The sequence below is a fragment of the Saccharopolyspora rosea genome, assembly GCF_025643595.1.
Lineage (GTDB): Bacteria > Actinomycetota > Actinomycetes > Mycobacteriales > Pseudonocardiaceae > Saccharopolyspora > Saccharopolyspora rosea.
Genome location: NZ_CP102826.1, coordinates 4,629,594 through 4,653,702, shown reverse-complemented (window position 1 = coordinate 4,653,702; position 24,109 = coordinate 4,629,594). Strand labels below are relative to the sequence as shown.

The window sequence follows — 24,109 nt, the reverse complement described above, 5'->3', positions numbered from 1 at the left end:
GCGGATCCGCCCCCGGTTGGGCCAGGATGCTGCGTCGTGCGCTGTGTCCTGTTGATCAACCCCAAGGCCGGTGGCGGACTCACCGCGGAGGTCGTCCGCGCGATCCTCGGTCAGCTGCGCGCGGTCTGCGACGTGCGGACCGTGCTGGCCCCCGACGCCGCGGCCGCCGCGGCCGCCGCGGCGGAGGCCGTGGCCGGCGGAGTCGACGTGCTCGCCGTGGTCGGCGGCGACGGCATGGCCCACCTGGCGGTGCAGGCGTGCGCCGAGTCGGACACGGCGCTCGTGCTCATCCCCAGCGGCACCGGCAACGACCTGGCGCGGGCGCTGCGGTTGCCACCGCACCCAGTGGTCGCCGCGCGGGTCGTGGCGCACGCGCTGCGGCGCGGCGAGCGGCGGCGCATGGACCTCGGCCGCGTCGCCGGGGGAGGTTGGTTCGCCACCGTGCTCTGCGCCGGGTTCGACTCGCGCGTCAACGCCCGTGCCAACCGGATGCGCCTGCTGCGCGGCAAGCACCGGTACGACGTCGCGGTGGTGCGCGAGCTGCTCGCCCTGCACGCGATGCCGCTGCGGATCGAGACCGAGACGTGCGTGACCGAGCTGGACGCGACGCTGGTGGCGATCGGCAACAGCGCCTGCTACGGCGGCGGCATCCCGGTGTGCCCGGACGCCGACACCGCCGACGGCGAGTTCGACGTGACCGTGGTGGGACGAGTCACCCGCCGCGACTTCCTGGGCATCCTGCCGACCCTGCGCACCGGCAGGCACGTCGAGCACCCGGCCGTGCGCACGCTGCGCGCCCGCCGGGTCCGGCTCGGCGGCGACAACGGCTGGCTCGCCTACGCCGACGGCGAACCGCAGGTCCGACTCCCCCTCACCGCGCGCACCGTGCGGGGTGCGTTGACCGTGGTGGCCCCGACATGAAGCGGTACGCGACGCCGGTCGCCCGCGTATGAAAACCTGGGGGTGTGGCTGCAAGCCGTTCGAACCCCGCGAAGACGTCTCCGGCCGAGGCTTATGCGGCGCACCGGCGCCGCAGCGCCCATCCCAGGTTGGCCGATTTCACCGACGAGCTCAGCTTCGAGCTCGATGCCTTCCAGCGCACCGCCTGCCAGGCCCTGGAGTCCGGCCACGGGGTGCTCGTGTGCGCACCGACCGGTGCCGGCAAGACGGTCGTCGGCGAGTTCGCCGTGCACCTGGCGCTCACCGAGGGCCGCAAGTGCTTCTACACCACGCCGATCAAGGCGCTGTCCAACCAGAAGTACGCCGACCTGTGCGAGCGCCACGGCAGCGACGCGGTCGGCCTGCTGACCGGGGACACCTCGATCAACGGTGAGGCGCAGGTGGTCGTGATGACCACCGAGGTGCTGCGCAACATGCTGTACGCGGGGTCGCGGAGCCTCGACCAGCTCGGCTACGTGGTCATGGACGAGGTGCACTACCTGGCCGACCGGTTCCGCGGCGCGGTGTGGGAGGAAGTGATCCTGCACCTGCCCGAGCACGTGCAGGTCGCGAGCCTGTCCGCGACCGTCAGCAACGCCGAGGAGTTCGGCGAGTGGCTGGTCGAGGTGCGCGGCGACACCACCGTGGTCGTCGACGAGCACCGGCCCGTCCCGCTGTGGCAGCACATGCTCGTCGGTTCCCGGATGTACGACCTGTTCGGCGGGGAGACCCCGGACCGCGAGCTGAAGATCAACCCGAACCTGGTGCGCCAGACCCAGCAGTTGTCCCGCGTGCACCTGCCCTACGGTCGCCGCGGGCCGAACGGGAAGCGGAAGGGGCCGCGTCCGCCGCGGTTCTTCCCGCCGTCCCGAGTGGACATCCTCAGCGGACTGGACGCCGCCGGGTTGCTGCCGGCGATCGTGTTCATCTTCAGCCGCGCGGGGTGCGACGCCGCCGTCGCCCAGTGCATGCGCGCCGGGCTGCGGCTGACCACCGACTCCGAGGTGGACGAGATCCGCCGGGTGATCGACGAGCACACCGCGAACCTGCCCGAGTCCGACCTGGCGGTGCTGGGTTACTGGGAGTGGCGGGACGCGTTGGAGCACGGCCTGGCCGCCCACCACGCCGGCCTGCTGCCCGCGTTCAAGGAGACCGTCGAGGAGCTGTTCGTCCGCGGTCTGGTCAAGGCCGTCTTCGCCACCGAGACGCTGGCCCTGGGCATCAACATGCCCGCCCGCACGGTCGTGCTGGAACGGCTGGTGAAGTTCAACGGCGAGTCGCACGTCGACCTCAGCCCCGGCGAGTACACCCAGCTCACCGGCCGGGCCGGGCGGCGCGGCATCGACGTGGAGGGCCACGCGGTCGTGGTGTGGCAGCCGGGCATCGACCCCAAGCAGGTCGCGGGCCTGGCCTCCACCCGCACCTACCCGCTGCGCTCGTCGTTCCGCCCCGGCTACAACATGGCCGTCAACCTGGTGCAGCGGGTCGGGCGCGACGCCGCCCGCGACCTGCTGGAGCAGTCGTTCGCCCAGTTCCAGGCGGACCGCTCGGTGGTAGGCCAGTCGCGGCGGGTGGAGCGCAACACCGAGGCGCTGGAGGGCTACGCCGAGGCGATGCAGTGCCACCTCGGCGACTTCGACGAGTACTTCCAGCTGCGCCGCCGCATCGCCGAGCGGGAGAAGTACCTGGCCCGGCAGAACCGGGCGGCACGACGCGCCGAAGCCGCCCGATCGCTGGAGAAGCTGCGCAAGGGCGACGTGATCGCCATCCCGGCGGGGCGGCGTTCCGGCCTGGCCGTGGTGGTCGACCCGGGACTGGAGCCGATGGGCGAGCCGCGGCCCCTGGTCGTGACCGAGGACCGCTGGTCGGGACGCGTGTCGGTGGCCGACTTCACCTCGCCGGTCGAGCCGCTGGGCAGGATCCGGCTGCCCAAGCACGTCGACACCCGCTCCCCGAAGTCGCGGCGCGACCTCGCGTCGACGCTGCGCAACACGGGGCTGACCGCACAGGGCGGCCGCTCCCGGCGGCGGTCCGACGCCGGTGACGACGCCGAGCTGGCGAACCTGCGGCGCGCGCTGCGCGCGCACCCCTGCCACGGCTGCGACGAGCGGGAGAACCACGCCCGCTGGGCGGAGCGCTACGAACGCCTGCGCACCGAGACCGAGAACCTGCGGCGCAAGGTCGCCACCACCACGCACTCGCTGGCCCGGTCGTTCGACCGGATCATCGCGCTGCTCGCCGAACGGGACTACGTGCTGCTCGACGGCGAGGAACCCGTCACCGAGCACGGTCGGCGGCTCTCCCGGCTCTACAGCGAGTCGGACCTGCTGGCCGCCGAGTGCCTGCGGGTGGGCGTGTGGCGCGACCTCGGCCCGGCCGAACTGGCGGCGGTCGTGTCCTCGTTGGTGTACGAGTCGCGGCGGGAGGGACCGCTGGCGCCGCAGGTGCCGTCCGGGCAGGTCAGCGAGGCGTTGGCGGCCACGTGGCGGCTGTGGTCGGAGTTGGAGGACGACGAGCGGCGGCACAAGCTCGACCGCACCCGCGAACCCGACCCCGGGTTCGCCTGGCCGGTGTTCCGGTGGGCGCGCGGCGAGTCGCTGGAGAAGGTCCTCACCGCCGCGGAGAGCAGCGGGCACGAACTGTCCGCGGGCGACTTCGTGCGCTGGTGCCGCCAGGTCATCGACCTGCTCGACCAGATCCGCGAGGTCATCGGCGTGGCCGACCCGGTGGGTTCGGCGGCGGCCAAGGCGGTCACCGCCGTGCGCCGCGGTGTGGTGGCGGCCGGCGTGGTGTGACCGTCCCGGCGGACGCGGCGGCGGTGGGCGCTGTGGTTGGATCATCACCGCGCAGTGCCGAACGTCGTTGCGGAGGTTGAGATGTCGAGCCCGTACGGTCCGGCAGGGGGCTACCCCCAGTGGGGGCAGGTACCCCCGGGAGCCGGGATGCACCCGGGCGGGTATCCCGCGGCACCGCCTGGCTACTACGCACCGCAACCTCCGCAGCCGCACGGAAACCCCTACCTGGGGCATCAGCCGCCGCCGTTCGCCACCGCGCCCGGATTCGGCGCGCCACCACCGCCGAAGAAGCGGTCGCCGCTGCCCTGGCTGCTGGGCGGCCTCGGCGCCGTGCTCGTGACCGCCGTCGTGCTCGTGCTCGGGTTCGTCACGCCCGGGTGGTTCGTGCGGTCGGTGTTCGACGCGAGCAGCGTCGAGAAAGGCGTGACCGACATCCTCCAGCACTCCTACCGGCTCAGCGGAGTCGGCCAGGTCAGCTGCCCGCCCGACCAGCCCGTCGTACCGGGGCACCACTTCGACTGCACCGCGTCGATCGGTGCCGAGCACAAGACGGTGACCGTCACGGTGAAGAACGACAAGGGCGTCTACGAGGTGGGCCACCCCAAGTGAGCCCGGCTCAGCCGCCGGTGATCGCGGTGACCAGGCGGTCGACGCTGGCACCCAGCCCCCACGCGTCGCGGAGCTCGGACAGGCGGGCGGGGGCGGCGGGCGCCGAGGGGACCGCGTCGTCGGAGCGGTCCAGCACCACCGGGGCGTCGCGGACCACGCGGACCACCGACGGTGCCGCCGCCAGGTAGTCGGCCGCGTCGGTGAGCTTGGTGCGCACCCTGGGCGTCAGCCGCCGGTCGCCGGTCTCCGCGGCGGCCAGCAGCGCCTCCAGCGAGCCGAACTCGCGGATCAGCTTCGCCGCGGTCTTCTCCCCGATCCCGGCCACGCCGGGCAGGCCGTCGGACGGGTCGCCGCGCAGCACCGCCATGTCGGCGTAGTCGTCCCCCGCGCGGTCGGCCGTCAGCGCGTACCGCTCGGCCAGCTCAGCCGGGCCGTAGTCCTGGGCCTTGGCCAGGCCGCCGCCCACGTAGACCACCCGCACCGGCGTCGGCTCGACGCGCACCAGCTGGAACAGGTCGCGGTCGCCGGTCACGACCTGCACCGGCGCGGTGCGTTCCCGGTCGGCGAGCACCCCGATCACGTCGTCGGCCTCGTAACCCTCGGCCTCCGCGGTGGCGATCCCGGCCGCCTCCAGGACCTCCAGGATCACCGGGATCTGCGGGGAGAGGGTGTCGGGCACCTCTTCGGCCTCGGCGTCGTCCTCGGCCACCCGGTGCGCCTTGTACGACGGCAGCGCATCCACCCGGAACGCCGGGCGCCAGTCGTTGTCCAGGCAGGCCACCAGCCGGGCCGGGCGGCGGTCGATGATCAGCCTGGCCAGCATGTCGCAGAAGCCGCGCACCGCGTTCACCGGCGTGCCGTCCGGCGCGGTCAGCGAGTCCGGCAGGGCGTAGTAGGCGCGGAACCACAGACCGGCGGCGTCGATGAGCATGAGTGGTCCTGTCACGGTGCCAGCCTGTCACGCCGACGCCCCCACCGCGCCGAAGGGGCAGACCGCCAAGAAATCTTGGCAGAGAGTTCTTGGCGATTCTATTCTCGGTGCCGTGGATCGGGTTCTGGACTCCAAGGCACTGCGCGGGCTGGCGCACCCGCTGCGCATCCGGCTGCTGGGCCTGCTGCGCACCGACGGCCCGGCGACCGCGACGCAGTTGGCCGACCGGGTCGGCGAACGCAGCGGCACGACCAGCTGGCACCTGCGGCAGCTCGCCGCGCACGGCTTCATCGAGGAGGACACCGCACGGGGCAACCGGCGTGAACGCTGGTGGCGCGCGGTCCACGAGCACACCGTGCTGCCACTCGACGAACTCGCCGGGGACGAAGAGATGCGGACACCGCTGGACGGCTACCTGCACGAGGTCGTCACCACGCATTACCACCGCAGCGCGGCCTTCCTCGCGGAGTGGCAGCGGTGGCCGAAGCAGTGGCTCGCCGCGACGGCGCTGTCGGACACCACCCTGTCGCTGACCGTCGCCGAGCTTGAGGAGCTGACGCGGCGGATGCACGAACTCCTCGCGGAGTTCCGCCGCGAGAGGCGGGACGGGGACGAGCAGGTCGCGGTCCAGTTCCATGCCTTCCCCGAGCCGGGCCGGTGCTAGCCCGCGGCGGGCCGTTGCTGGGCCTGTGGGTGTCCACGGGTCTGTCGGTGCTCGGCACGACCATCGCGCTGCTGGTGCTCCCGTGGTTCGTGCTCGAACTGACCGGGAGCGCGGCGCAGGTCGGCGTGGTCGCCGCCGCCGAACTGGCGGGTCTGGTGCTGCTGTCCGCGGCGGGCGGTCCGCTGGCCGACCGGTTCGGGGGCCGCCGCACGGCGATGGTCTCGGACCTGGCCGGTGCCGCGGTCGTCGTGGCCATCCCGCTGGTGCACGCGCTGGCCGGGCTGCGCGGGTGGCAGCTGGTCTGGTTCGCCCTGCTCGTCGGCGCCTGCCGGGCGCCCGGTCTGACCGCGCGCCGGGCGTTGGTGCCCGAACTCGTCGCGCTGGCGGGGGTACCGCTGGAACGCGGTTCCGGCGCGGTCGACGCTGCGGGGCGGACGGCGCAGCTGCTCGGCGGGCCGGTCGGCGGAGCCCTGCTGACCGTGCTCCCCGGCCCGGCCGTGCTGGCCTGCGACGCGGTGTTCTTCCTGGTCGGCGCGGGAACCCTCGCCGTCTCGGTGCCCGGCTCCACGGCGACGCCGGGCAGCGCCGCCTACCTGGGCGACCTGCGCGCCGGTCTGGAGCGGGTCGTCCGGGACCGGCTCCTGCTGCGCGTGACGCTGCTGCTGTTGTTCGTCAACACGCTGGACATGGCGGCCACCGAGGTGTTCCACCCGGTCTACGCGGCCGAGGTGCTGCGCAGCCCGGTCGCCCTCGGTGCGATCACCGGGGTGCTCACCGGAGCCGCGTTGCTGGGCAACCTGCTCTACTCCTGGTTCGGCCATCGGCTCAGCCGGTTCCCGCTCTTCGTGCTGACGTTGCTGGCCTCCGGCGCCCCGCGGTACGTCGCGCTGGCCGCGCGGCCGGGACTGCCCGCGGTGCTGGCGGTGCTGGCGGTGGCCGGGTTGCTGTCCGGCGCGCTCAACCCGCTGCTGGCGGTGGTCGTCTACGAACGGGTCGAGCCGGCCATGCGCAGCCGGGTTGTCGGTCTGACGACCGCGGTGAGCATGGGCGGAACTCCGCTGGGCGCGCTGCTCGGTGGTGCGCTGGTCGACGGCGTCGGTCTGGTCGCCACCCTGTGGGCAGTGGCGGTGCTGTACCTGGTGGCCGCCGTCGCGCCGGTGGTGTTCGGCGGGTGGCGGGAGTTGGACCGCGCGAACGTTGCGGGGTCACTCCCGGATTAGGCTTGGTGGCTATGGCCACCGTCTCGTTGAAGCAGGATCCGACCGTGCTCGCGGCCCGCCTGACCCGGGCCGCCGAAACCGCTGCCGCGGCCGACATCGACGCGCTGCTGATCTCCCCCGGTTCCGATCTGCGCTACCTCCTCGGCGCCGGCGGGGAGTCGTTCGAGCGGTTGAGCTGCCTGGTGCTGCCCGCCGCCGGCCGGACCGCGCCGCCGGTCCTGCTGGTACCGAAACTGGAGGAGCTCGGGTACGCCGACGTGCCCGCTGACGAGCTCGGCGTCGAGGTCAGGACCTGGGTGGACGGTCAGGACCCGCACGGCATGGTGACCGATCTGCTGCGCCGCGGCGGGGCGGCGCCCGCCCGCGTCGCGGTCGCCGACGCGATGCCCGCGCTGCACACGTTGCCGCTGCGCGCCGCGCTGCCCGGCGCCGAACAAGTGCTGGCCGGACCGGTCCTGCGCGAACTGCGGATGCGCAAGGACGCCGCCGAAATCGACGCGCTGCGCAAGGCAGGTGCCGCCATCGACCGGGTGCACGCGCGCATGGCCGAGTTCCTCCGCGCCGGTCGCACCGAGGCCGAGGTCGGCGCGGACATCGCCGCCGCCATCGTCGAAGAGGGGCACGTCGAGGCGGACTTCGTCATCGTCGGTTCCGGTCCCAACGGCGCCAGCCCGCACCACGCGGTCTCGGACCGGGTCATCGAGCAGGGCGACGTGGTCGTCATCGACATCGGCGGCCCGATTCCCGAGGGCTACAACTCGGACTGCACCCGCACCTACGCCGTCGGCGAGCCGTCGCAGTCGGACGTGCGCGAGACCTACGCGGTGCTGCAGGAAGCGCAACGCGCAGCCGTGGAAGCGGTGCGTCCCGGCGTGACCGCCGAGTCGATCGACGCGGCCGCGCGCGAGCCGATCGCCGCCGCCGGGTTCGGCGAGAACTTCGTGCACCGCACCGGCCACGGCATCGGACTCGACGTGCACGAGGAGCCCTACGTCGTGGGCGGCAACTCGCTGGTCCTGGAACCGGGCATGGCGTTCAGCGTGGAACCCGGCATCTACCACCAGGGTCGTTGGGGCGCGCGGATCGAGGACATCGTCATCGTCACCGAGGACGGCGTGGAGAGCGTCAACAACCAGCCGCACGAGTTGGTGGTGCTTCCGGCGTGAGCGACAGATCGGCAAGCTCGCCGGGTGAGCTGGAGGCCACCGACCGCGCCATCCTGCGCGAGTTGGTGCGGGACGGGCGGTGCAGTTTCACGGATCTCGCCGAGCGCGTGGGGCTGAGCGTCTCGGCGGTGCACCAGCGCGTGCGCCGCTTGGAGCAGCGCGGTGCGCTGCAGGGCTATGCGGCCAAAGTGGACGGTGACCAGATCGGTCTGCCGCTGACCGCGTTCATCTCGCTGACCCCGATCGACCCGGCCGCACCCGACGACTACCCGCAGCGACTGGAGCACCTGCCGCAGATCGAGTCGTGCTTCTCGGTGGCGGGAGACGAGTCCTACATCCTCCAGGTCCGCGTGGCGTCGCCGCTCGGTCTGGAGGAACTGCTGCGGCAGATCCGCGAGGCCGCCAAGGTCTCGACCCGGACCACGGTCGTGCTCTCCACCCCCTTCGAAAACCGCCCGCCGGCGATCTGAGCCCGGCGACGTCCGGCGCGCAGCCGCCGGTTGCCCGTCCATCGCGATGCGCAACCGGCGGCGTCGGACGTCGTGCCGTCGACCGGCCGACGGTCAGGGGTGGGCGGGAAGTGCCGCCACGTGCGCGGGAATCGCGTGCAGCACCCCGCGCTCGTCCGAGAGGCAGACGGCGTGCCGGTCGCCGGTCCCGAGGAACTCGCTGAGGCAGTGCGCCAGTGCTGCCTGGCCGGTTGCGTTGGCGTGGAAGGACTCCTGCATCGCGTGCGGGGCGCGCTGCTCGTCGCGCAGCCCGTCCCAGTCGACGGTCAGCCGCGTGAACCACTCGCCGTCGGCGCTCTGGGGGTCGCCGGTGCAGGCTTCGTGGCCGATGCCCGCGCGGGACAGGTCGAGGAACCGGGCGTCGCCCTGCTGCGCGACCTCGCGCAGCGCCTCCGACAGCTGGGGCACGGCGGTGTCGCGGATCCACTGCAGATCGCCGGTCAGGAACGGGCACCCCGAGAGGTTCTGCAGTTCGGGTCGGATGTCCGGGCCCACCGGCGCGGCGTACGACTGCAGCACGAGCGAGTAGCTGCTCGGCGTGTACCCGGCACCGTCCATGGCCGCCCGGACGGCCCGCAGCGCATCGAGCACCTTCGGTTTCATGCTCGCCAACCGCTGCGGCCACGCGGTGCGCAGGGTCGCGGCGCAGCCGCCGTCGATGTGGCGCGCCCACGCCTCCACGCACCGGTTGACCGTGTCGGTGAAGCCCGGATCGTCGTTCGCGCCGACCTGCACGACCACCGATGTGATGCGGTAGCGCTTGGCCAGGTCGGCGAGCCGTTGCGACTGCGACCCCTCCGGATGCGCCGGGTCCGGGTCGGAACCGACCAGGTCCGCCTGGGCGCCCGAGCAGGCGAGGTTGATGCGCGTCACCCCGGCCGGCAGCCGGAGCTGATTGACCGTGGCCGCCGGGGAACGGTGGCACCAGTCGCCGTTCTCCCCGTTGGTGCCGGTCTCGTAGTTGCCGCCGCCCTCGCCGGACAGGGTGCTGTCGCCCAGGGTCACCACCGCGGCGGGCAGCTGCTTCGGCTGCAGGGGCAGGCTCGGCAGGTATTGGTCGCTGATCAGGAACGCGAGCGCGATCGCGCTGCAGACCAGCAGGAGGACCAGAGCTTTCGAGGTGGGCGCCCGCATCATCGGAAAGTCTATGGTGCGGCCGCGCACGGCCTCGCATCACCTCGGCCAGTCCGGGAGCAAAATCGGACGCTCGCACGTTGGACTGAGCAGAAAACCGTTCAGGGAGGTTTCCGACGTCGTGCCGCTGTTCGTTGTGCTCCTCGTCGCAGTCGTCGCCGAGCTCGCCGTGCTGGTCGCCGTCGGCCACGCGATCGGGGTGCTCCCCACCATCGGGCTGCTGGTGGCCGCCGCGTTCCTCGGCTCGTGGCTGCTGCGCCGCGAGGGCCGTCGTGCCCTGGGTGAATTCCGCGAGGCGGCACGCACCCGGCGCCCGCCGGCGCATGAGATGTCGGACGGCGTGCTCATCGCGGCCGGCGGACTGCTGATCATCGTCCCGGGCTTCATCAGCGACGTGTGCGGTCTCGTCTGCCTGTTCCCGCCCACGCGCGCGCTGCTGCGCAAGCGCATGGTTCGAGCGGCCGAGAAGCGGTCGCAGGCCGTGCAGGACCAGGTGTGGCTGCACACACAGCGGGTGTACCGCGAACACGGCGCCACCGCGCCGGGTGACGACGTCATCGACGGCGAGGTGGTCTCGGTCACCGAGGATGACGAGACCGGTCACTCCGGTCCCCAGCTGCCGCGCACGAGGCGCCCCGGCGGGCCGTCGCACGCCTAGCGCCGGTGCTCGACTCTTCGGGCGTGGCGCTGCCGGTGGTGCGACCTCAGAGCCTGCCTTCGAACTCGTTGTGGGTGGCGCTGCCGGTAGCGGAACCTCGGCGGCCCGCCCCTCACCCGACCACCGCCCCCCACGGATGCGCTGACGCGCCCCTGTGATCACCGGAGAACCCGCGGCGGTGCCGGTTGCGAGACCACTCACCGAAGGAGAAAACGGCTGGCGCCGCTTGCCACGCCTGTTCCGGGAGCGGGTTCGAAGACCGGCGCTCAGGCGCGGCCGGTTCCGCCTCCAGGCCGAACGCTCGCTCGGCTCGCGTGCTCGTGGGGGCGCCGTGCGGGGGTCTCGGGAGGGGGCGGTCGGCGGTGCCGCCGTTCGCCTGTTCGGGCTGTTCAGTGGAGCTTCGACAGGGGCGTTTTCCCGTCGGTCGGCGTCGCGTCGGGAGCCGAGACCGCCCGGGTAAGCTCGCCAGGACGATCGTGGCCGGGCGCGGCGCTCCCTCGGCCACCGGCGATGTACTGCGCAGTTGAAGACCCGGAACAGGGATACACGAAGAACATGTCCGACACCACGTTGTTGCTCGGCGGCCGGATCCATTCGCCCGCCGACGCCGACGCCACCGCGATGGCCGTCACCGACGGCGTCGTCGCGTGGGTCGGCACCGACGAGGTCGGCCGCGCGCTGCACCCGGACGCCGAGGTCGTCGACCTCGCGGGCGCGTTGGTGACGCCTGCCTTCGTCGACTCGCACGTGCACGCGACCTCGACGGGCCTGCTGCTCAACGGACTCGACCTGACCGGCTGCGCGTCCTTGACCGAGTTCCTGCACGCCCTGCGGGACCACGTCGAGGAGTACCCGGGCGCCTTGGTGTGGGGACACGGCTGGGACGAGACGTGGTGGCCCGAACGCCGCCCGCCGACCCGCGCCGAGATCGACCGCGCCGCCGGTGGGGCGCCGGTGTACCTGTCCCGGATCGACGTGCACTCCGCCTTGGTGTCCAGCGCGCTCGTGGAGCGGGCGCCGCTGGCCAGGGGTTCGGAAGGCTGGAGCGAGAACGGCCCGTTGACCAGGGTCGCGCACCACCACACCCGCCGCGCGGCGCGGGAGTCGTTGGGCGTCGCGCAGCGCCGCGATGCCCAGCTCGCGTTCCTGCGCCACGCCGCCGCGCAGGGGGTGGCCTCCGTGCACGAGTGCGCCGGTCCGGACATCTCCGGTGCCGACGACCTCGCCGACCTGCTGGAGCTGTCCGCCCGCGGCGGAGTTCCGGACGTGGTGGGGTACTGGGGCGAACTCGGTGCGGTGGACCGCGCGCGCGAGCTCGGGGTGCGCGGCCTGGCCGGGGACCTGTTCGTGGACGGGGCCGTGGGCTCGCGCACCGCGGCCCTGCGACATCCCTACACCGACGACCCGGCCACCTCCGGGGTGCTCTACCTCGACGCGAGCGCGGTCGCCGAGCACCTGGTGGCCTGCACGCGCGCCGGTCTGCAGGCCGGCTTCCACGTCATCGGCGACGCGGGGGTGGCGGAGGTCTGCGAGGGTTTCCGGCGCGCCGCCGAGACCGTCGGCGCGCCCGCCCTGGCTGGTATGCGCCACCGCTTGGAGCACCTGGAAATGGTGGACGCCGAACAGGCCGCGCAGCTGGCCAGGTACGGCGTGGCGGCCTCGGTCCAGCCGTCGTTCGACGCGACGTGGGGTGGGCCGGCGGACATGTACGCGCGCCGACTCGGCGTGCCCCGCGGAACCCGGCTCAACCCGTTCTCCCAGCTGGCCGCCAACGGTGTGTTGCTGGCGTTCGGGTCGGACGCGCCGGTGACCCCGGTCGACCCGTGGGCGGGGGTGCGCGCGGCGGTGCACCACCGCACAGAAGGCTTCGGCATCTCCCCCCGTGCCGCGTTCGCGGCGCACACCCGGGGTGGCTGGCGTGCCGCGGGCGTCGACGACGGCCTCACCGGCGCTCTCGTGCCCGGCGCCCCCGCGACGTACGCGGTGTGGGACGCGGGCGAACTGGTCGTCGCCGCTCCCGACTCGCGGGTGCAGCGCTGGTCCACCGACCCGCGTGCCGGCGTACCCGGCCTGCCGGACCTGCGGCCCGGCGCCGAGCTGCCCCGTTGCCTGCGCACGGTGCTGCGGGGCGAGACGCTGTACACCCGGGACCCGGACGACGACGAGATCATGTGATCCCGCCCGCTCCGGGAGTCGCGCGCCGCGCGGTGTCCACTTCGGACTCGGTGGGCGGGCTATCGGGTGGGCGTGCGGCGTGATCACCTCCAGGGGACATCGGCGTCCCGGCGTGCGACTCGACTGTGGACGGACGTCGCGCGCGGGCCGGGTGCCGTTCGCGGCGGGGTGTTCCGGAGTTGGGAAGCGGTTGTGCTGTGCCATGTCCTCAGGATTCCCGCGTCGAACCCCAGTTCGCATCGCTCGTCCGGGTGGAACCGACCAATTCGGACCGCGCAGTGTCCGGAAACGATCGTCCCGGGCAGCCGATCTCGGCCCGCACCGGCCGTCGACCACCGGATCGGCGTACATTTGTTCAGTGCGCGCGCACCGGTCGCGCCATTGGCAATGAACGTTTCCGTCCTGGTCGGGGCACCGGGACCGCGGTACCGAGAAGGTTGGTCGGGTGGCACTCCCCACGGCGAGTTCGCAGCGCTGTGAGCAGACCGGTCGTCGCAGGACCGCCGGGTGGCCCGCCCTCGCGGTGCCGTTGCGGATCGTCCTGCTGATCGCGGCGGGCTTCGCGCTGTACGGGAGTTCGCCGCCGCGCAGCCTGTGGTGGGTGGCGCCCCTCGCCTTCGCCGCCCTGGCCGGAGTGGTGCGGCGGCGGCGCGCCCGGGCCGGGTTCGGCTACGGCGTGGTGTTCGGCCTGGCGTTCCTGCTGCCGCTGCTGGGCTGGTTGCAGGACTTCCTCGGCGCCGACTTCGGACCGTGGCCCTGGCTCGGCGTCGCCGGGCTGGAAGCGCTGTTCTTCGGCCTCGCCGGTGCGGCGATGGCGCCGATCAGCAGGCTGCCCGCCTGGCCGGTGTGGGCGGCGGGCGTGTTCGTCGCCGTCGAGTACCTGCGCTCCGCGGTGCCGTTCGGCGGGTTTCCCTGGGGCAGGCTCGCGTTCACCCAGGACGAGGGGATGTTCCTGCCGCTGGCGTCGGTCGGCGGTGCCGCGCTGGTGACCTTCGCCGTCGCGCTCACCGGGGCGGGACTGGCCGAGCTGGTGCACCGGCTGCGCGCCCCGCGGCGCTGGACCGGGCCCCTCGCCGCGACCCTGGTGCCGGTGCTCGGCGGGCTGGCCGCGACGCCGCTGATCCACACCGACCCGGACGCGGGCACCGCCCGGGTGGCCGTCGTGCAGGGCAATGCGCCGAACGTCGGTCTCGGCCTGCTGTACCAGGACTCCGTCCTGCACGCCAACCACGTGCGCGGGGTGGACAAGCTCGCCGACGAGGTCGACGCGGGCCGGGTGCCGCGCCCCGACTTCGTCGTGCTGCCGGAGCAGGTGGGCAGCTGGGGACCCTCCCGGTCCGATCCGGACCTGTCGGTGGCGGCGGCGCGGATCGGCGTGCCGCTGGTGGTCGGGGGCGTGGGCGAGGACGCCGACGGCCAGCTGCGCAACCGCGTCGTCCGGTGGGATCCGCTGACCGGGGCGGGCGCCGAGTACATCAAGCAGCACCTCGTGCCGTTCGGCGAGCGCATCCCGATGCGGTCGGTCGCGCGGCTGTTCAGCCCCTTCGCGGACCGGTTCCAGCAGGACATGGTGCCCGGGGACCGGCCGGGCGTGCTCGACGTCGGTCCGGCGAAGCTGGGCGTGGGCCTGTGCTACGACGTCGCCTACGACGACGTGTTCGAGGGCGCCGCGCGACAGGGGGCGACGCTGCTCGCGGTGCCGACGAACAACGCCTGGTACGGCCGTTCGGAGATGAGCTACCAGCAGCTGGCCATGGCCCGGTTGCGGGCGGTCGAGCACGGGCGCGCGGTGCTCGTGTCGGCCACGAGCGGTGTCAGCGCCGTCGTGCAGCCCGACGGCACCGTCACCCAGCGAACGCGCCAGTTCACCGCGCAGGACCTCGTCGCGGAGGTTCCGCTGCGCTCGGCGCAGACGCTCGCGACGGAGCTGGGGAGCATCCCGATGTGGGTGCTGTCGCTGTTGGGGGCGGGGGCGCTGGTGTTCACGTGGTGGCGGCCGCGGCGCGGCGGCACGCTGTGAACGCGCCCTGATCGAAAGCGAGAGCCGGCGGTACGCGTCGGCTGGGAGGACGTTGGATGGCGAACCGGCAAGGACCGGCGGACGGCGCTACCGGCCCCGTGCTGGTGGTGATTCCCACCTACAACGAGCGGGACAACCTCGAACCGGTCGTGCAGCGGCTGTTCGCCACGTTGCCTTCGGCGCACGTGCTGGTCGTCGACGACGCCAGCCCGGACGGGACCGGCGAGCTCGCGGACCGCTTGGCCGCCGCTGACGAGCGGGTGCACGTGCTGCACCGCGCGGGCAAGGCGGGACTCGGCGTGGCCTACGTCGCCGGGTTCGAGTGGGCGCTGGAGCGGGACTACGGCGCGATCGTCGAGATGGACGCCGACGGCTCGCACGCGCCCGAGGACCTGCCGCGGCTGCTCGGGATGCTGGGGGACGACGGCACGGGCGCCGACGTGGTGCTCGGGTCGCGCTACGTGCCGGGCGGGAGCCTGGTGAACTGGCCCTGGTACCGGGAGTGGTTGTCGCGCGCGGCCAACATCTACTCCAAGCTGGCGCTCGGGGTGCCGATCAACGACATCACCGGCGGTTTCCGCGTGTACCGGCGGGAGGTGCTCGCCACGCTGCGGCTGCACGACGTGGCGTCGCAGGGGTACTGCTTCCAGGTGGACCTGGCGTGGCGGGCGGTCGAGGCGGGCTTCGTGGTCGTCGAGGTCCCGATCACGTTCGTCGAGCGCGAGGCGGGCCAGTCGAAGATGAGCGGCGCCGTGGTGCGCGAGGCCCTGCTGCGGGTGACGACGTGGGGGGTGCGCCGCCGCGGCGGCCAGGTGCTCGACCTGCTGCGCGCGGCCCGGCGCTGAGCGGTTGCGCGAAAAGCGCCTGGGACCACCTCGGCCCAGGCGCTTCACGATGTGCCGGACGTGCGATCAGGCGGACTGCCCGCGCCGTTCGCGCAGCAGTTGCAGCCGCTCGTTGAGCAGCTCCTCCAGTTCCGGAATGGTGCGCCGCTCCAGCAGCATGTCCCAGTGGGTGCGCGGCGGTTTGGCCTTCTTCTGCTCCGGTTCGCTGCCGTCGATGATCTTCGACTCGGTGCCGTGCAGGCGGCACTCCCAGGTGGGCGGCACCTCGGCGTCGTCGGAGAACGGCACCTCGAACTCGTGGCCCTTGGGGCAGGCGTAGCGCACCGTCCGGCGCGGTGCGAGGTCGTGGTTACGGTCGGTCTCGTAGCTGACCGCTCCGAGCCGGCTGCCACGCAGAACGCGATCGGCCATGACGGTTCCTTTCACTTCGGCCCGGTCCGCAGCCGGGCGGTTGTGCTCACCGAGTGCAACGAGGGCTGGCCTGTCGTCTGTTCCCGGTTTGGTGCTTTTGGTTGCCGACGGTGACGTTGTTCACCCGTCAACGACGGGTTCACCCCTAGAGATGCAGTCAGGCGGCGTTCGTGACGCGTTTTCCCTCCTGCAATCTCAAGGTGGGTCCGAACGGGTGATAGTGCCAGATAAGTCGTCACCAAGACCAAACGAGTCCCAGGTGGGCCGAGAGAGTGGGATGCAGATCACGCCCCTCGGCGGCAGGATTGACGTGAAAACCGGTAACCGAAAGTAGTCACTCCCTGTCGAGTATTACCGCAACGCTGTGTACTGGCATATTCCGAGACGCGACATGACCGTCGACGTTCCCATCACCAGCATGGAGCAACGAGCCTGCGGTGTCACCAGCGGACCGGCGGTTACGCAGCGCGCATCACAGGAGTTCCGGAGGGCGGTTGCCGACGGCCTCGATGGCCCGCCGGACCGGCACCATCGACACCAGGACCAACCCGGCCGCGAAGAACACCACCAGCGAGACGATCGCCAGCCGGAACGACCCGGTCGCCTGGCCGACCCCGGCGAACACCAGCGGGCCCAGCCACGACGTGGAGCGTTCACCGACCTCGTACAGCGAGAAGTACTCCGCCTCCCGGCCCGCCGGGACCATCTGGCTGAACAGCGACCGGGACAGCGCGTTCGTGCCGCCCAGCACCAGGCCGATGCCCACCGCCAGGCCGTAGAACTGCAGGTCCTGTCCGGCCTGCACGAAGTAGGCCGCCACCAGGACGAGCAGCCACACGCAGAGGCTGATCAGGATCGTCTTCTTGGCGCCGATGTGGCGGGCCACCAGGCCGTGCAGCATGCCGCCCGCATAGGCGATGAACTGCACGATCAGCAGCGTGATGATCAGCGAGGTCTGCGGGAGCTTCAGCTCCAGGCTGCCGTACTGCGCCGAGACCTGGGAGACCGTGGAGATGCCGTCGGTGAACACCCAGTAGGCGCCCAGGAACGCCAGCGTCAGCGGGAAGTGGCGGGCCTGGCGCAGCGTGCCCGCCAGCTGCCGGAAACCCGCGGTGATCACCGAGGCCCCGCGCTCGTCGCCCTCGGGGGCGTGGTGGCGGCGCAGGGCCGCCAGCGGCAGCAGCGTGAACGCCGCCCACCAGACGCCGGAGGAGAAGAAGATCAGCCGGACCGCGGCGTCCGCGCCGAGCCCGATCGCGTCGTGGAACAGGTAGATCAGCAGGTGCAGGAACAGCGCGAGACCGGCGCCGAGGTAACCGACCGCCCAGCCGCGCGAGGACACCGCGTCCCGCTCGTCGGTGTCGGCGATCTCCGGCAGGAACGAGTAGTAGACGACCACCGACGCGCCGAAGCAGATGTTGGCGACGACGAACAGCGCCACGCCCAGCTGCCAGTTCCCGCCGCCGACCAGGGCCAGCAGCGCCGTCGCGGCCGAGCCGCCGAAGGCGAACCCGCCGAGCATCGTGCGCTTGTTCTGGGTGCGGTCGGCGATGGCGCCGGTGATCGGCAGCACGAGGACCTGGACCACGGTGGCCACCGAGAGCAGGTAACCCCACAGGGACCCGGCCGGGAAGGTCAGGCCGAGCAGCGAGATGTCGCAGCGCACCAGGGCGTTCCCCGCCGGGCACGGGTGCGGGCCGTTGAGCGCGGTGTCCACCCGCGCCGCCTGGGTGGCCACCGAGGTCAGGTAGAGCGAGAGGAAGACGGTCGTCACCGAGGTCGGGAAGACCGAGTTGGCCCAGTCGTACCAGCACCAGCCGCGCTGTTCGCGACGCCGTTGCCGCACGGCGTCCGGCGCCGGCCGACTGTCCATCACGCTCATCCGTGCGGCCCTCCGAACCGAGATCACCTGTTAGGGGTAACGGGACTGTACTGGTCCACGAGTACTGGGAAGGGCCGCTCGGGAACAATGCGTAGTTCCACTCAACCGCCGCCCGGCAGGTCGGCGCGCGGCTCGCCGAAGCGCTCCCGCAGCACCTCGCGCAGCACGTCCGGGCGGTCGGTGACCAGGCCGTCGACCCCGAGGTCGAGCAACCTGCGCATCTCGGCGGGGTCGTCGACGGTCCAGGCGTGCACCTCGCGGCCCCACAGGTGGGCCTGCCGCACGAACCGGTCGTCGACCACGGTCAGCCGCCCGTGCCGCGGTGGGACCTGGGCGGCGCCGCCGGTCACCAGGTGGCGCATCGGCCAGCCGCCCCAGCGGGAACCGAGCCACAGCGCCAGCACCGAGCCCTGGCCCATGGACGTGAACAGGCGCGGACCGGCCGCGCGCGCCATCGTCCGCACCCGGCGCTCGTCGAACGCCGCCAGGCAGACCCGGTTCCAGGCGTGGTGCGCGCGGATCACGCGCAGCACCGGGCCGATCGCGGAGTCCTCCTTGACGTCGATGTTGAAGAAGGCGTCCGGCAGCTCCTCCAGCACTTCGTCCAAAGTGGACACAGGTTCGCGGCCGCCGATGAGCGCGGTGGACACCGCCGACCACGGCAGCCGTCGGATCGCGCCGCGGCCGTCGGTGGTGCGCTCCAGCGTCGCGTCGTGGTGCACCACGACCACGCCGTCGGCGGTCGCGCGCACGTCGGTCTCGATGTACTGGTAGCCCTCCTCCACGGCGCGCCGGAAGGCGCTGAGCGAGTTCTCCATGTCGTGCAGGTCCCCCAGGTGCCAGCCGCGGTGCGCGAACGCGCGGGGCTTGGGGCCGAACAGGAACGGGTGCATCACGAGGGGACACTCTGCCGGATCGGCGTGGCCACTCCCGGAACCCGGTGCCGTGGCGATAGCGTGATCGACCGTGGAGACCGCGCACGAACTCCGACAGCGGCGCGTCCGGCACTGCGCCTGGTGCGGGCGGCGCATCCCGGAATCCGGCAGGCAGGGGCGTCCTCGGATGTACTGCGCGCAGTCCTGCCGCCAGCGCGCGTACGAGCGGCGGGCCGCGGTGCAGCGCGGCGGGTTGCCGGAGGACGCCGTGGTGCTCTCCGCCGCCGAGCTGGCCGATCTGCAGGACCGGTTGTTCCAGCTGCGGTGCGCCGCCGAGGACGTCGTCACCGCCGTCGACGACGCGGCCGACCACGCCGAGCTGCGCAAACTCGCCGCGCAGGTGGTGGACGTGGCCGTGGAGCTGGAACGGCTGCGGTGACGGTGCTTGCTGCCGCGAGGCGGTGCCGACAGCATGGGTGAACCAGCCCGAACGAGGATCTGACGTCGTGCCCTCTCGTCCCATGGCCCGGGGTCTGCGCTGGGCCGAACTGCTCAGCCCGGATCCGGTGGCCTCGGTCGCCTTCTACCGGCGGCTGCTGGGGTGGGAGGTGGTGCAGGCCGGAACGACGCTCGACTGCTGGGTGGGGGAGCGTCGCTGCGCCACGGTGCGCACGCCCCGCGCCGGGGAGCGGACGGGGTGGCGGCCGGTGTTCGCCGGCGGCACCGAGAACGGCGTGCTGGTCGGCCCGGACGGCACCACCGCGCTGATCGCGCGGGGTCGGGCGCTGCACGGACCGTGGGCCCCCGATCCGCGCCCCGGGGAACTGTGCTGGATCGAGCTGTCCGCCGCCGACCCGGAACGGGCCGACGCGTTCTGGGCGGACACGTTGGACTGGTCGGTGTGCCGGCGGCGGTACCTGGTGCGCGGGCGACCGCTGGCGGGGCGGACGACCGACCCGCTGCCGGACGGCGGTCGCGGGTGGTTGTGCTGCTTCGCGGTGCGCGACGTGGCCGCTCCGGTCCGCGGTGCGGAGACGGGGGAGCGCCCGGAGCTCGGTGGCTCCCGGGTGCTCGTCGACCCGCAGGGAGCCGTGGTCGGCATCGCCGAACGGGAGACGTGGGGCGGCGCGGTGCGTCCGGCGTGACGAACGCACCGCGCCGGAACGGTCTCAGGGCTCGAAGACAGGCACTCAGGCGTAGAAGCCGGGACGTTCGACGAGTCGGACCTCGGTGGTGCCCTCGGACTGCGCGCGCACGCCCGCTTCGCAGGCGGCCGCGGCGGCGTAGCCGTCCCAGGCGCTCGCCGCGTCGGGGTCGACCCCGCCGGTGCGGGCGGCGTCGGCCCAGCGCTGGAACTCCCGGTCGAAGGCAGTGGCGAAGCGCTCGCTGAAGTCGGCGTCGATCCGCCCGCCCCAACCCGCGGTGCCGTGGACCCGCAGACCGCCGGCGGCCCCGGCCAGGGCGGTGCCGTGTTCGCACACCGCCTCGCAGCGCACCTGGTAGCCGAACCCGCAGTTGACGAAGATCTCCACGTCGGCCACGACCCCGCCGGTGGTCTCGATGGTGACCAGCTGCGGGTCGGCGAGGCCGGCGGGTGCGGCGGACGTGGTGCGCGGGCGGCGCACCGACACCGCGCGGATCTCCTCACCGACCAGCCAGCGCACGGTGTCGAACTCGTGCACCACCGAGTCGAAGATCATCATCTCCGAGGTGAACCCCGGTGGGGAGGACGGGTTGCGGTGCGCGCAGTGCAGCACCAGCGCCCTGCCCAGGGCGCCGGACCGCAGCAGCTCGCGCAGTTCGACGTGCTCGGGGTCGAAGCGGCGCATGAAACCGACCTGCACCAGGCGTTTTCCGCCTGCCTGCTCGGCTTCCAGCACGCGCAGCGACGACGTCGAGTCCGGCGTGAGGGGTTTCTCGCACAGCACCGGGATGCCGCGTTCGATGGCCGCCAGCAGCAGCGGTTCGTGGACGACGCCGGGCGAGGCGATCACCAGGGCGTCCACATCGGACGACGAGATGACCTCGTACGGGTCGCCGTGCGAGCGGGCGCCGGGAACGGAGGCCGCCACCTGTTCGGCGCGGTCGGCGTCCGGATCGCCGACGGCGACCAGCCGGGCGCCGCTGATCCGCTCGTGGATGCGCCGGGCGTGGTCGCCGCCCATCCGGCCGGCGCCGACCAGGCCGATCCGCAGATCGTGCTCGCTCATCGGTTCCTCCTGTGCAGCGTCGTGGTCAGCGGGCCGGTGCGGTTCCGCAGCGGGTGAGGTAGTCGCGGGTGCGGCGGGCGATGGGCAGCGGGACGTCCGGGTGCACCGGGTAGAGGTCCTGCTCGACGATGGCGAACATGTCAGCGTCGAGCACGGCCGCGGCCGCGATGATCGGCGCGAGGTCCGGGACGCCGTTCGGCGGCTCGCACATCACGCCGCGCCGCACCGCCGGGCCGAACGGCAGGTCCTCGTCCTGCACCCCGGAGAGCACCTGCGGGTCGACCTGCTTGAGGTGCAGGTAGCCGATGCGCTCGGGGTACTTCTCGATCAGTGCGAGGTTGTCGCCGCCGCAGTAGGCGATGTGCCCGGTGTCCAGGCACAGGGTGACCAGGTCGGGGTCGGTGATCTCCAGGAAGCGCTCGACGTGCTGCTGGGTGTCGACGTGGCTGTCGGCGTGCGGGTGGAACTGCATCCGCACCCCGTACTCCTCGTGCAGCGCCTTGGCGAGCCGGTCGATGCCGGTGCCCAGCGCCCGCCAGGAACCGTCGCCGAGGGCGCGGTCCTCCAGCTGCTCGCCGGTGGCCGGGTCGCGCCACATCTCCGGGATCACCACCAGGTGCTCGGCGCCCAGCGCGGTGGTCAGGCCGGCGACCTGGCTGACGTGCTCCCAGGTCTCCTGCCAGACGTCGCCGCGGTGGAAAGCGGTGAAGCAGGTGCCCGCCGACAGCGTCAGGTTCCGGGCGGCGAGCTCGTCGCGCAGCTGCTGCGGATCGGTGGGCAGGTAGCCGTAGGGACCGAGCTCGATCCACTCGTAGCCCGCTTCGGCGACCTCGTCCAGGAAGCGGTGCCACGGGGTCTGCTCGTCGTCCTGCGGGAACCACACGCCCCAGGAGTCCGGGGCCGACCCCACCCGGAGCCGGTGGTGTTCGCTGGTGTTCATGGAAGACCTCTCTGTCTCGTCCGGCGAACGCCCGGCCGGGTGCACGAGGGATGTTGAGATCGACCTCAACGGGTGATGCGGGGAACACTTCCACCGATCCGGGATTCATGTCAAGACATAAGGACCAGTTGTCGCGAAGCGGGGCGACCTGGGGCGACGTTCGGTGGTGTGGGCCGGAGAACGGCCTGCGGGCGCGCGTCCGTCGTGCCGTGCGGCGGGCCGGCCTCGACGTCGGCGCGGCCGGGCCGCCGCGGTCAGGACTCGCCGTGCAGGGAGAGGTTGAAGGTGTAGCGGGACGCGCGGTAGAGGTGCGAGCCGTACTCGATGATGCGCCCGGACTGGTCGTAGGTGGTGCGCGTCATGGTCAGCAGCGGGGCGCCTTCCGGTTCGTCGAGCAGGTCGGCGTCCTCGGCCGTGGCGGCGCGGGCGCCGATGCTCTGCTCGGCGGCGTGCATCCGGACCCCGGCGGCGCGCAGCAGTTGGTAGAGACCGTGTTCGGTGAGCTGGTCGGTGCTGGGGCGCAGCAGGTCGGCCGGGAGGTGGTTGCGCATGCGCGCCAGCGGTTCGCCCTGCGTGTAGCGCACCCGTTCCAGGTGCACGACCGGGTCGGACTCGGCGACGCCCAGCTCGCGGGCGATCTCCTCGGTGGCCGGTTCGACCTCGTTGACCAGCACGCGCGTGGTGGGCTCGCGGTCGATGCGGGACAGGTCGTCGAACAGGCTGCTCAGCTCCAGCGAGCGCCGGACCCGGTTGAACGCGACCTGGGTGCCCGCGCCGCGCTTGCGGACCACGAGCCCCTTGTCCACCAGCGAGCCGATCGCCTGGCGGATCGTCGGGCGGGACAGCCCGAGCCGGCCGGCGAGTTCGATCTCGTTGTCCAGCCGGGCGCCGACCGGCAGCTCCCCGGAGTCGATCGCGGCCTCGATCTGGGTCGCGACCTGGTAGTACAGCGGGACCGGGCTGCTGTGGTCCACGGTGATGTTGCTCGCCGGGTCCCAGCTGTCGTGCACGGGGGTCCGGCGGCGGCGCGCTGAGCTGGTCACGTGTTCACGGTAACAGGTCTATCTGACGTCCTTAAGTAAGTATGTACTGACAAAGTATTGACAGTGCGCGGGCGCCGCGAGTAGACAGGGGACAACGCGCTCCCCGACCCCGGAGGTCCCGGCATGAGCACCCCGTTCGACGTCGTCACGATCGGCCGGATCGGTGTGGACATCTACCCGCTGCAGGTCGGCGTCGGGCTCGCGGACGTCGAGTCGTTCGGCAAGTACCTCGGCGGCACCGCGACCAACGTCGCCGTCGCCGCCGCCCGGCTCGGCCACCGCAGCGCGGTGATCAGCCGCACCGGTGCGGACCCGTTCGGCGAGTTCGTGCACAAGGCGCTGCGCGAGTTCGGGGTCGACGACCGCTGGGTCACCGACGTGCCGCAGTACCCGACGCCGGTGACCTTCTGCGAGCTGTTCCCGCCGGACGACTTCCCGCTGCACTTCTACCGCTACCCCAAGGCGCCGGACCTGGAGATCCACGCCGACGAGCTGGACACCGACGCCATCGCCGCGGCGCGCATCTTCTGGATGACCGGCACCGGGCTGTGCGAGGAGCCGAGCCGCTCGGCGACGCTGGCCGCGCTGCGCCACCGGGGCAAGCGCGGCACCACGGTCTTCGACCTCGACTGGCGCCCCATGTTCTGGGCGGACCACGACGAGGCCCGCCACTGGTACCGGGAGGCGTTGGCGCACGCCACCGTCGCGGTCGGCAACCTCGACGAGGTCGAGCGGGCTGTCGGCTCGCGCGATCCGGAGAAGGCCGCCGACCTGCTGCTGGAGGCCGGGGTCGAGCTCGCCGTCGTCAAGCAGGGGCCCCGGGGCGTGCTGGCCCGCACCCGCGCGGAGTCGACCGTCGTGCCGCCGGTGCCGGTGGAGGTCGTCAACGGCCTCGGCGCCGGGGACGCGTTCGGCGGCGCGCTGTGCCACGGACTGCTGTCCGGCTGGGGTGTCGAGCGGACCATGCGGTTCGCCAACGCCGCGGGCGCGCTGGTCGCCTCCCGGCTGGCGTGCTCGTCGGCGATGCCGCACGCCGAGGAAGTCGAACGCATGCTCTGCCCGAACCAGTCGGCCTGACCGTCG

The 24,109-nt window shown here is 72.6% G+C and carries 22 protein-coding genes; 14 read left to right on the top strand and 8 right to left on the bottom strand.

Annotated elements, in window-relative coordinates:
• Window positions 1-36 precede the first annotated feature (36 nt).
• The 3 genes from NV263_RS21495 to NV263_RS21485 all read left to right on the top strand — a co-directional run bounded on the left by NV263_RS21495 (window position 37) and on the right by NV263_RS21485 (window position 4,343).
• Window positions 37-921, top strand: a complete 885-nt coding sequence (locus NV263_RS21495) for a diacylglycerol/lipid kinase family protein (RefSeq protein ID WP_263248380.1) — start codon at window positions 37-39, stop codon at window positions 919-921.
• A 44-nt stretch (window positions 922-965) separates the two neighbouring features.
• Window positions 966-3,734, top strand: coding sequence for a DEAD/DEAH box helicase (locus tag NV263_RS21490; protein WP_263248378.1), 2,769 nt, complete (start codon window positions 966-968; stop codon window positions 3,732-3,734).
• An 81-nt stretch (window positions 3,735-3,815) separates the two neighbouring features.
• Window positions 3,816-4,343 (top strand): DUF4333 domain-containing protein, encoded by a 528-nt coding sequence (locus tag NV263_RS21485; RefSeq protein WP_263248377.1) that lies wholly within the window; start codon window positions 3,816-3,818, stop codon window positions 4,341-4,343.
• A gap of 7 nt (window positions 4,344-4,350) precedes the next feature.
• On the opposite strand, the gene NV263_RS21480 is transcribed toward NV263_RS21485, so the two are convergent.
• Window positions 4,351-5,289 (bottom strand): 5'-3' exonuclease, encoded by a 939-nt coding sequence (locus tag NV263_RS21480; protein ID WP_317630356.1) that lies wholly within the window; start codon window positions 5,287-5,289, stop codon window positions 4,351-4,353.
• Between the two features lie 97 nt (window positions 5,290-5,386).
• Between NV263_RS21480 and NV263_RS21475 the strand changes: the two genes are divergently transcribed.
• From NV263_RS21475 to NV263_RS21460, 4 genes are read left to right on the top strand one after another with little or no spacing between them, the layout of a single operon-like run.
• Complete coding sequence (locus NV263_RS21475; protein WP_263248376.1) at window positions 5,387-5,938, top strand: winged helix-turn-helix domain-containing protein; 552 nt, start codon at window positions 5,387-5,389, stop codon at window positions 5,936-5,938.
• Window positions 5,932-7,158 carry an MFS transporter gene (locus tag NV263_RS21470; RefSeq protein WP_263248375.1) on the top strand — a complete coding sequence of 409 codons (1,227 nt, stop codon included), beginning with the start codon at window positions 5,932-5,934 and terminating at the stop codon, window positions 7,156-7,158. Before NV263_RS21475 ends, NV263_RS21470 begins: the two co-directional genes overlap by 7 nt.
• Before the next feature lie 11 nt (window positions 7,159-7,169).
• Complete coding sequence (locus tag NV263_RS21465; protein WP_263248374.1) at window positions 7,170-8,324, top strand: M24 family metallopeptidase; 1,155 nt, start codon at window positions 7,170-7,172, stop codon at window positions 8,322-8,324.
• Window positions 8,325-8,353: 29 nt separating this feature from the next.
• Entirely contained in the window at window positions 8,354-8,794 is a 441-nt protein-coding gene (locus NV263_RS21460; RefSeq protein WP_263254293.1) for an Lrp/AsnC family transcriptional regulator, read from the top strand.
• Window positions 8,795-8,887: 93 nt separating this feature from the next.
• Here the strand turns inward: NV263_RS21460 and NV263_RS21455 are convergent, their stop codons facing one another.
• On the bottom strand, window positions 8,888-9,970 hold the full coding sequence (locus NV263_RS21455; RefSeq protein ID WP_263248372.1) for a GDSL-type esterase/lipase family protein: 1,083 nt from the start codon (window positions 9,968-9,970) through the stop codon (window positions 8,888-8,890).
• Window positions 9,971-10,088: 118 nt separating this feature from the next.
• Between NV263_RS21455 and NV263_RS21450 the strand changes: the two genes are divergently transcribed.
• The 4 genes from NV263_RS21450 to NV263_RS21435 all read left to right on the top strand — a co-directional run bounded on the left by NV263_RS21450 (window position 10,089) and on the right by NV263_RS21435 (window position 15,665).
• The gene (locus NV263_RS21450; protein WP_263248371.1) at window positions 10,089-10,625 is read left to right on the top strand and encodes an FxsA family protein; all 537 of its coding nucleotides are present in this window, start codon (window positions 10,089-10,091) and stop codon (window positions 10,623-10,625) included.
• A gap of 555 nt (window positions 10,626-11,180) precedes the next feature.
• Window positions 11,181-12,800 (top strand): amidohydrolase, encoded by a 1,620-nt coding sequence (locus NV263_RS21445; RefSeq protein ID WP_263248369.1) that lies wholly within the window; start codon window positions 11,181-11,183, stop codon window positions 12,798-12,800.
• 445 nt (window positions 12,801-13,245) lie between these two features.
• Window positions 13,246-14,820, top strand: coding sequence for an apolipoprotein N-acyltransferase (gene lnt, locus NV263_RS21440; protein WP_263248367.1), 1,575 nt, complete (start codon window positions 13,246-13,248; stop codon window positions 14,818-14,820).
• Window positions 14,821-14,876: 56 nt separating this feature from the next.
• A complete protein-coding gene (locus NV263_RS21435) occupies window positions 14,877-15,665 on the top strand; it encodes a polyprenol monophosphomannose synthase (RefSeq protein WP_263248366.1) in 789 nt (262 codons plus the stop codon).
• Window positions 15,666-15,731: 66 nt separating this feature from the next.
• Here the strand turns inward: NV263_RS21435 and NV263_RS21430 are convergent, their stop codons facing one another.
• The 3 genes from NV263_RS21430 to NV263_RS21420 form a co-directional block, all read right to left on the bottom strand.
• Window positions 15,732-16,076, bottom strand: coding sequence for an RNA polymerase-binding protein RbpA (locus NV263_RS21430; protein WP_263248363.1), 345 nt, complete (start codon window positions 16,074-16,076; stop codon window positions 15,732-15,734).
• A 472-nt stretch (window positions 16,077-16,548) separates the two neighbouring features.
• The gene (locus tag NV263_RS21425; protein ID WP_263248361.1) at window positions 16,549-17,958 is read right to left on the bottom strand and encodes an MFS transporter; all 1,410 of its coding nucleotides are present in this window, start codon (window positions 17,956-17,958) and stop codon (window positions 16,549-16,551) included.
• Window positions 17,959-18,059: 101 nt separating this feature from the next.
• Window positions 18,060-18,851 carry a glycerophosphodiester phosphodiesterase gene (locus NV263_RS21420; protein WP_263254292.1) on the bottom strand — a complete coding sequence of 264 codons (792 nt, stop codon included), beginning with the start codon at window positions 18,849-18,851 and terminating at the stop codon, window positions 18,060-18,062.
• Window positions 18,852-18,924: 73 nt separating this feature from the next.
• Here NV263_RS21420 and NV263_RS21415 point away from each other — a divergent pair, with 73 nt between their 5' ends.
• Complete coding sequence (locus NV263_RS21415; RefSeq protein WP_263248360.1) at window positions 18,925-19,272, top strand: hypothetical protein; 348 nt, start codon at window positions 18,925-18,927, stop codon at window positions 19,270-19,272.
• 67 nt (window positions 19,273-19,339) lie between these two features.
• Window positions 19,340-19,978: a VOC family protein gene (locus tag NV263_RS21410; RefSeq protein WP_263248358.1), complete on the top strand. Its 639-nt coding sequence runs from the start codon at window positions 19,340-19,342 to the stop codon at window positions 19,976-19,978.
• A gap of 45 nt (window positions 19,979-20,023) precedes the next feature.
• Here NV263_RS21410 and NV263_RS21405 read toward each other — a convergent pair whose 3' ends face one another.
• From NV263_RS21405 to NV263_RS21395, 3 genes are all read right to left on the bottom strand, one after another.
• Window positions 20,024-21,043, bottom strand: a complete 1,020-nt coding sequence (locus NV263_RS21405; RefSeq protein ID WP_263248356.1) for a Gfo/Idh/MocA family protein — start codon at window positions 21,041-21,043, stop codon at window positions 20,024-20,026.
• Window positions 21,044-21,068: 25 nt separating this feature from the next.
• Window positions 21,069-21,983 (bottom strand): sugar phosphate isomerase/epimerase family protein, encoded by a 915-nt coding sequence (locus NV263_RS21400; protein ID WP_263248355.1) that lies wholly within the window; start codon window positions 21,981-21,983, stop codon window positions 21,069-21,071.
• 254 nt (window positions 21,984-22,237) lie between these two features.
• On the bottom strand, window positions 22,238-23,026 hold the full coding sequence (locus NV263_RS21395; RefSeq protein WP_380758967.1) for a GntR family transcriptional regulator: 789 nt from the start codon (window positions 23,024-23,026) through the stop codon (window positions 22,238-22,240).
• Between the two features lie 123 nt (window positions 23,027-23,149).
• Here NV263_RS21395 and iolC point away from each other — a divergent pair, with 123 nt between their 5' ends.
• Entirely contained in the window at window positions 23,150-24,103 is a 954-nt protein-coding gene (iolC, locus tag NV263_RS21390) for a 5-dehydro-2-deoxygluconokinase (RefSeq protein WP_263248354.1), read from the top strand.
• Window positions 24,104-24,109 lie beyond the last annotated feature (6 nt).

Excerpts from the sequence above, each read along its gene's own strand:
- NV263_RS21420 (WP_263254292.1), bottom strand. The coding sequence starts at position 18,851 with ATGCACCCGTTCCTGTTCGGCCCCAAGCCCCGCGCGTTCGCGCACCGC.
- NV263_RS21430 (WP_263248363.1), bottom strand. The coding sequence starts at position 16,076 with ATGGCCGATCGCGTTCTGCGTGGCAGCCGGCTCGGAGCGGTCAGCTAC.
- iolC (WP_263248354.1), top strand. The coding sequence starts at position 23,150 with ATGAGCACCCCGTTCGACGTCGTCACGATCGGCCGGATCGGTGTGGAC.
- NV263_RS21405 (WP_263248356.1), bottom strand. The coding sequence starts at position 21,043 with ATGAGCGAGCACGATCTGCGGATCGGCCTGGTCGGCGCCGGCCGGATG.
- NV263_RS21445 (WP_263248369.1), top strand. The coding sequence starts at position 11,181 with ATGTCCGACACCACGTTGTTGCTCGGCGGCCGGATCCATTCGCCCGCC.
- NV263_RS21485 (WP_263248377.1), top strand. The coding sequence starts at position 3,816 with ATGTCGAGCCCGTACGGTCCGGCAGGGGGCTACCCCCAGTGGGGGCAG.
- NV263_RS21455 (WP_263248372.1), bottom strand. The coding sequence starts at position 9,970 with ATGATGCGGGCGCCCACCTCGAAAGCTCTGGTCCTCCTGCTGGTCTGC.
- NV263_RS21435 (WP_263248366.1), top strand. The coding sequence starts at position 14,877 with ATGGCGAACCGGCAAGGACCGGCGGACGGCGCTACCGGCCCCGTGCTG.
- NV263_RS21465 (WP_263248374.1), top strand. The coding sequence starts at position 7,170 with ATGGCCACCGTCTCGTTGAAGCAGGATCCGACCGTGCTCGCGGCCCGC.
- NV263_RS21425 (WP_263248361.1), bottom strand. The coding sequence starts at position 17,958 with ATGAGCGTGATGGACAGTCGGCCGGCGCCGGACGCCGTGCGGCAACGG.
- NV263_RS21400 (WP_263248355.1), bottom strand. The coding sequence starts at position 21,983 with ATGAACACCAGCGAACACCACCGGCTCCGGGTGGGGTCGGCCCCGGAC.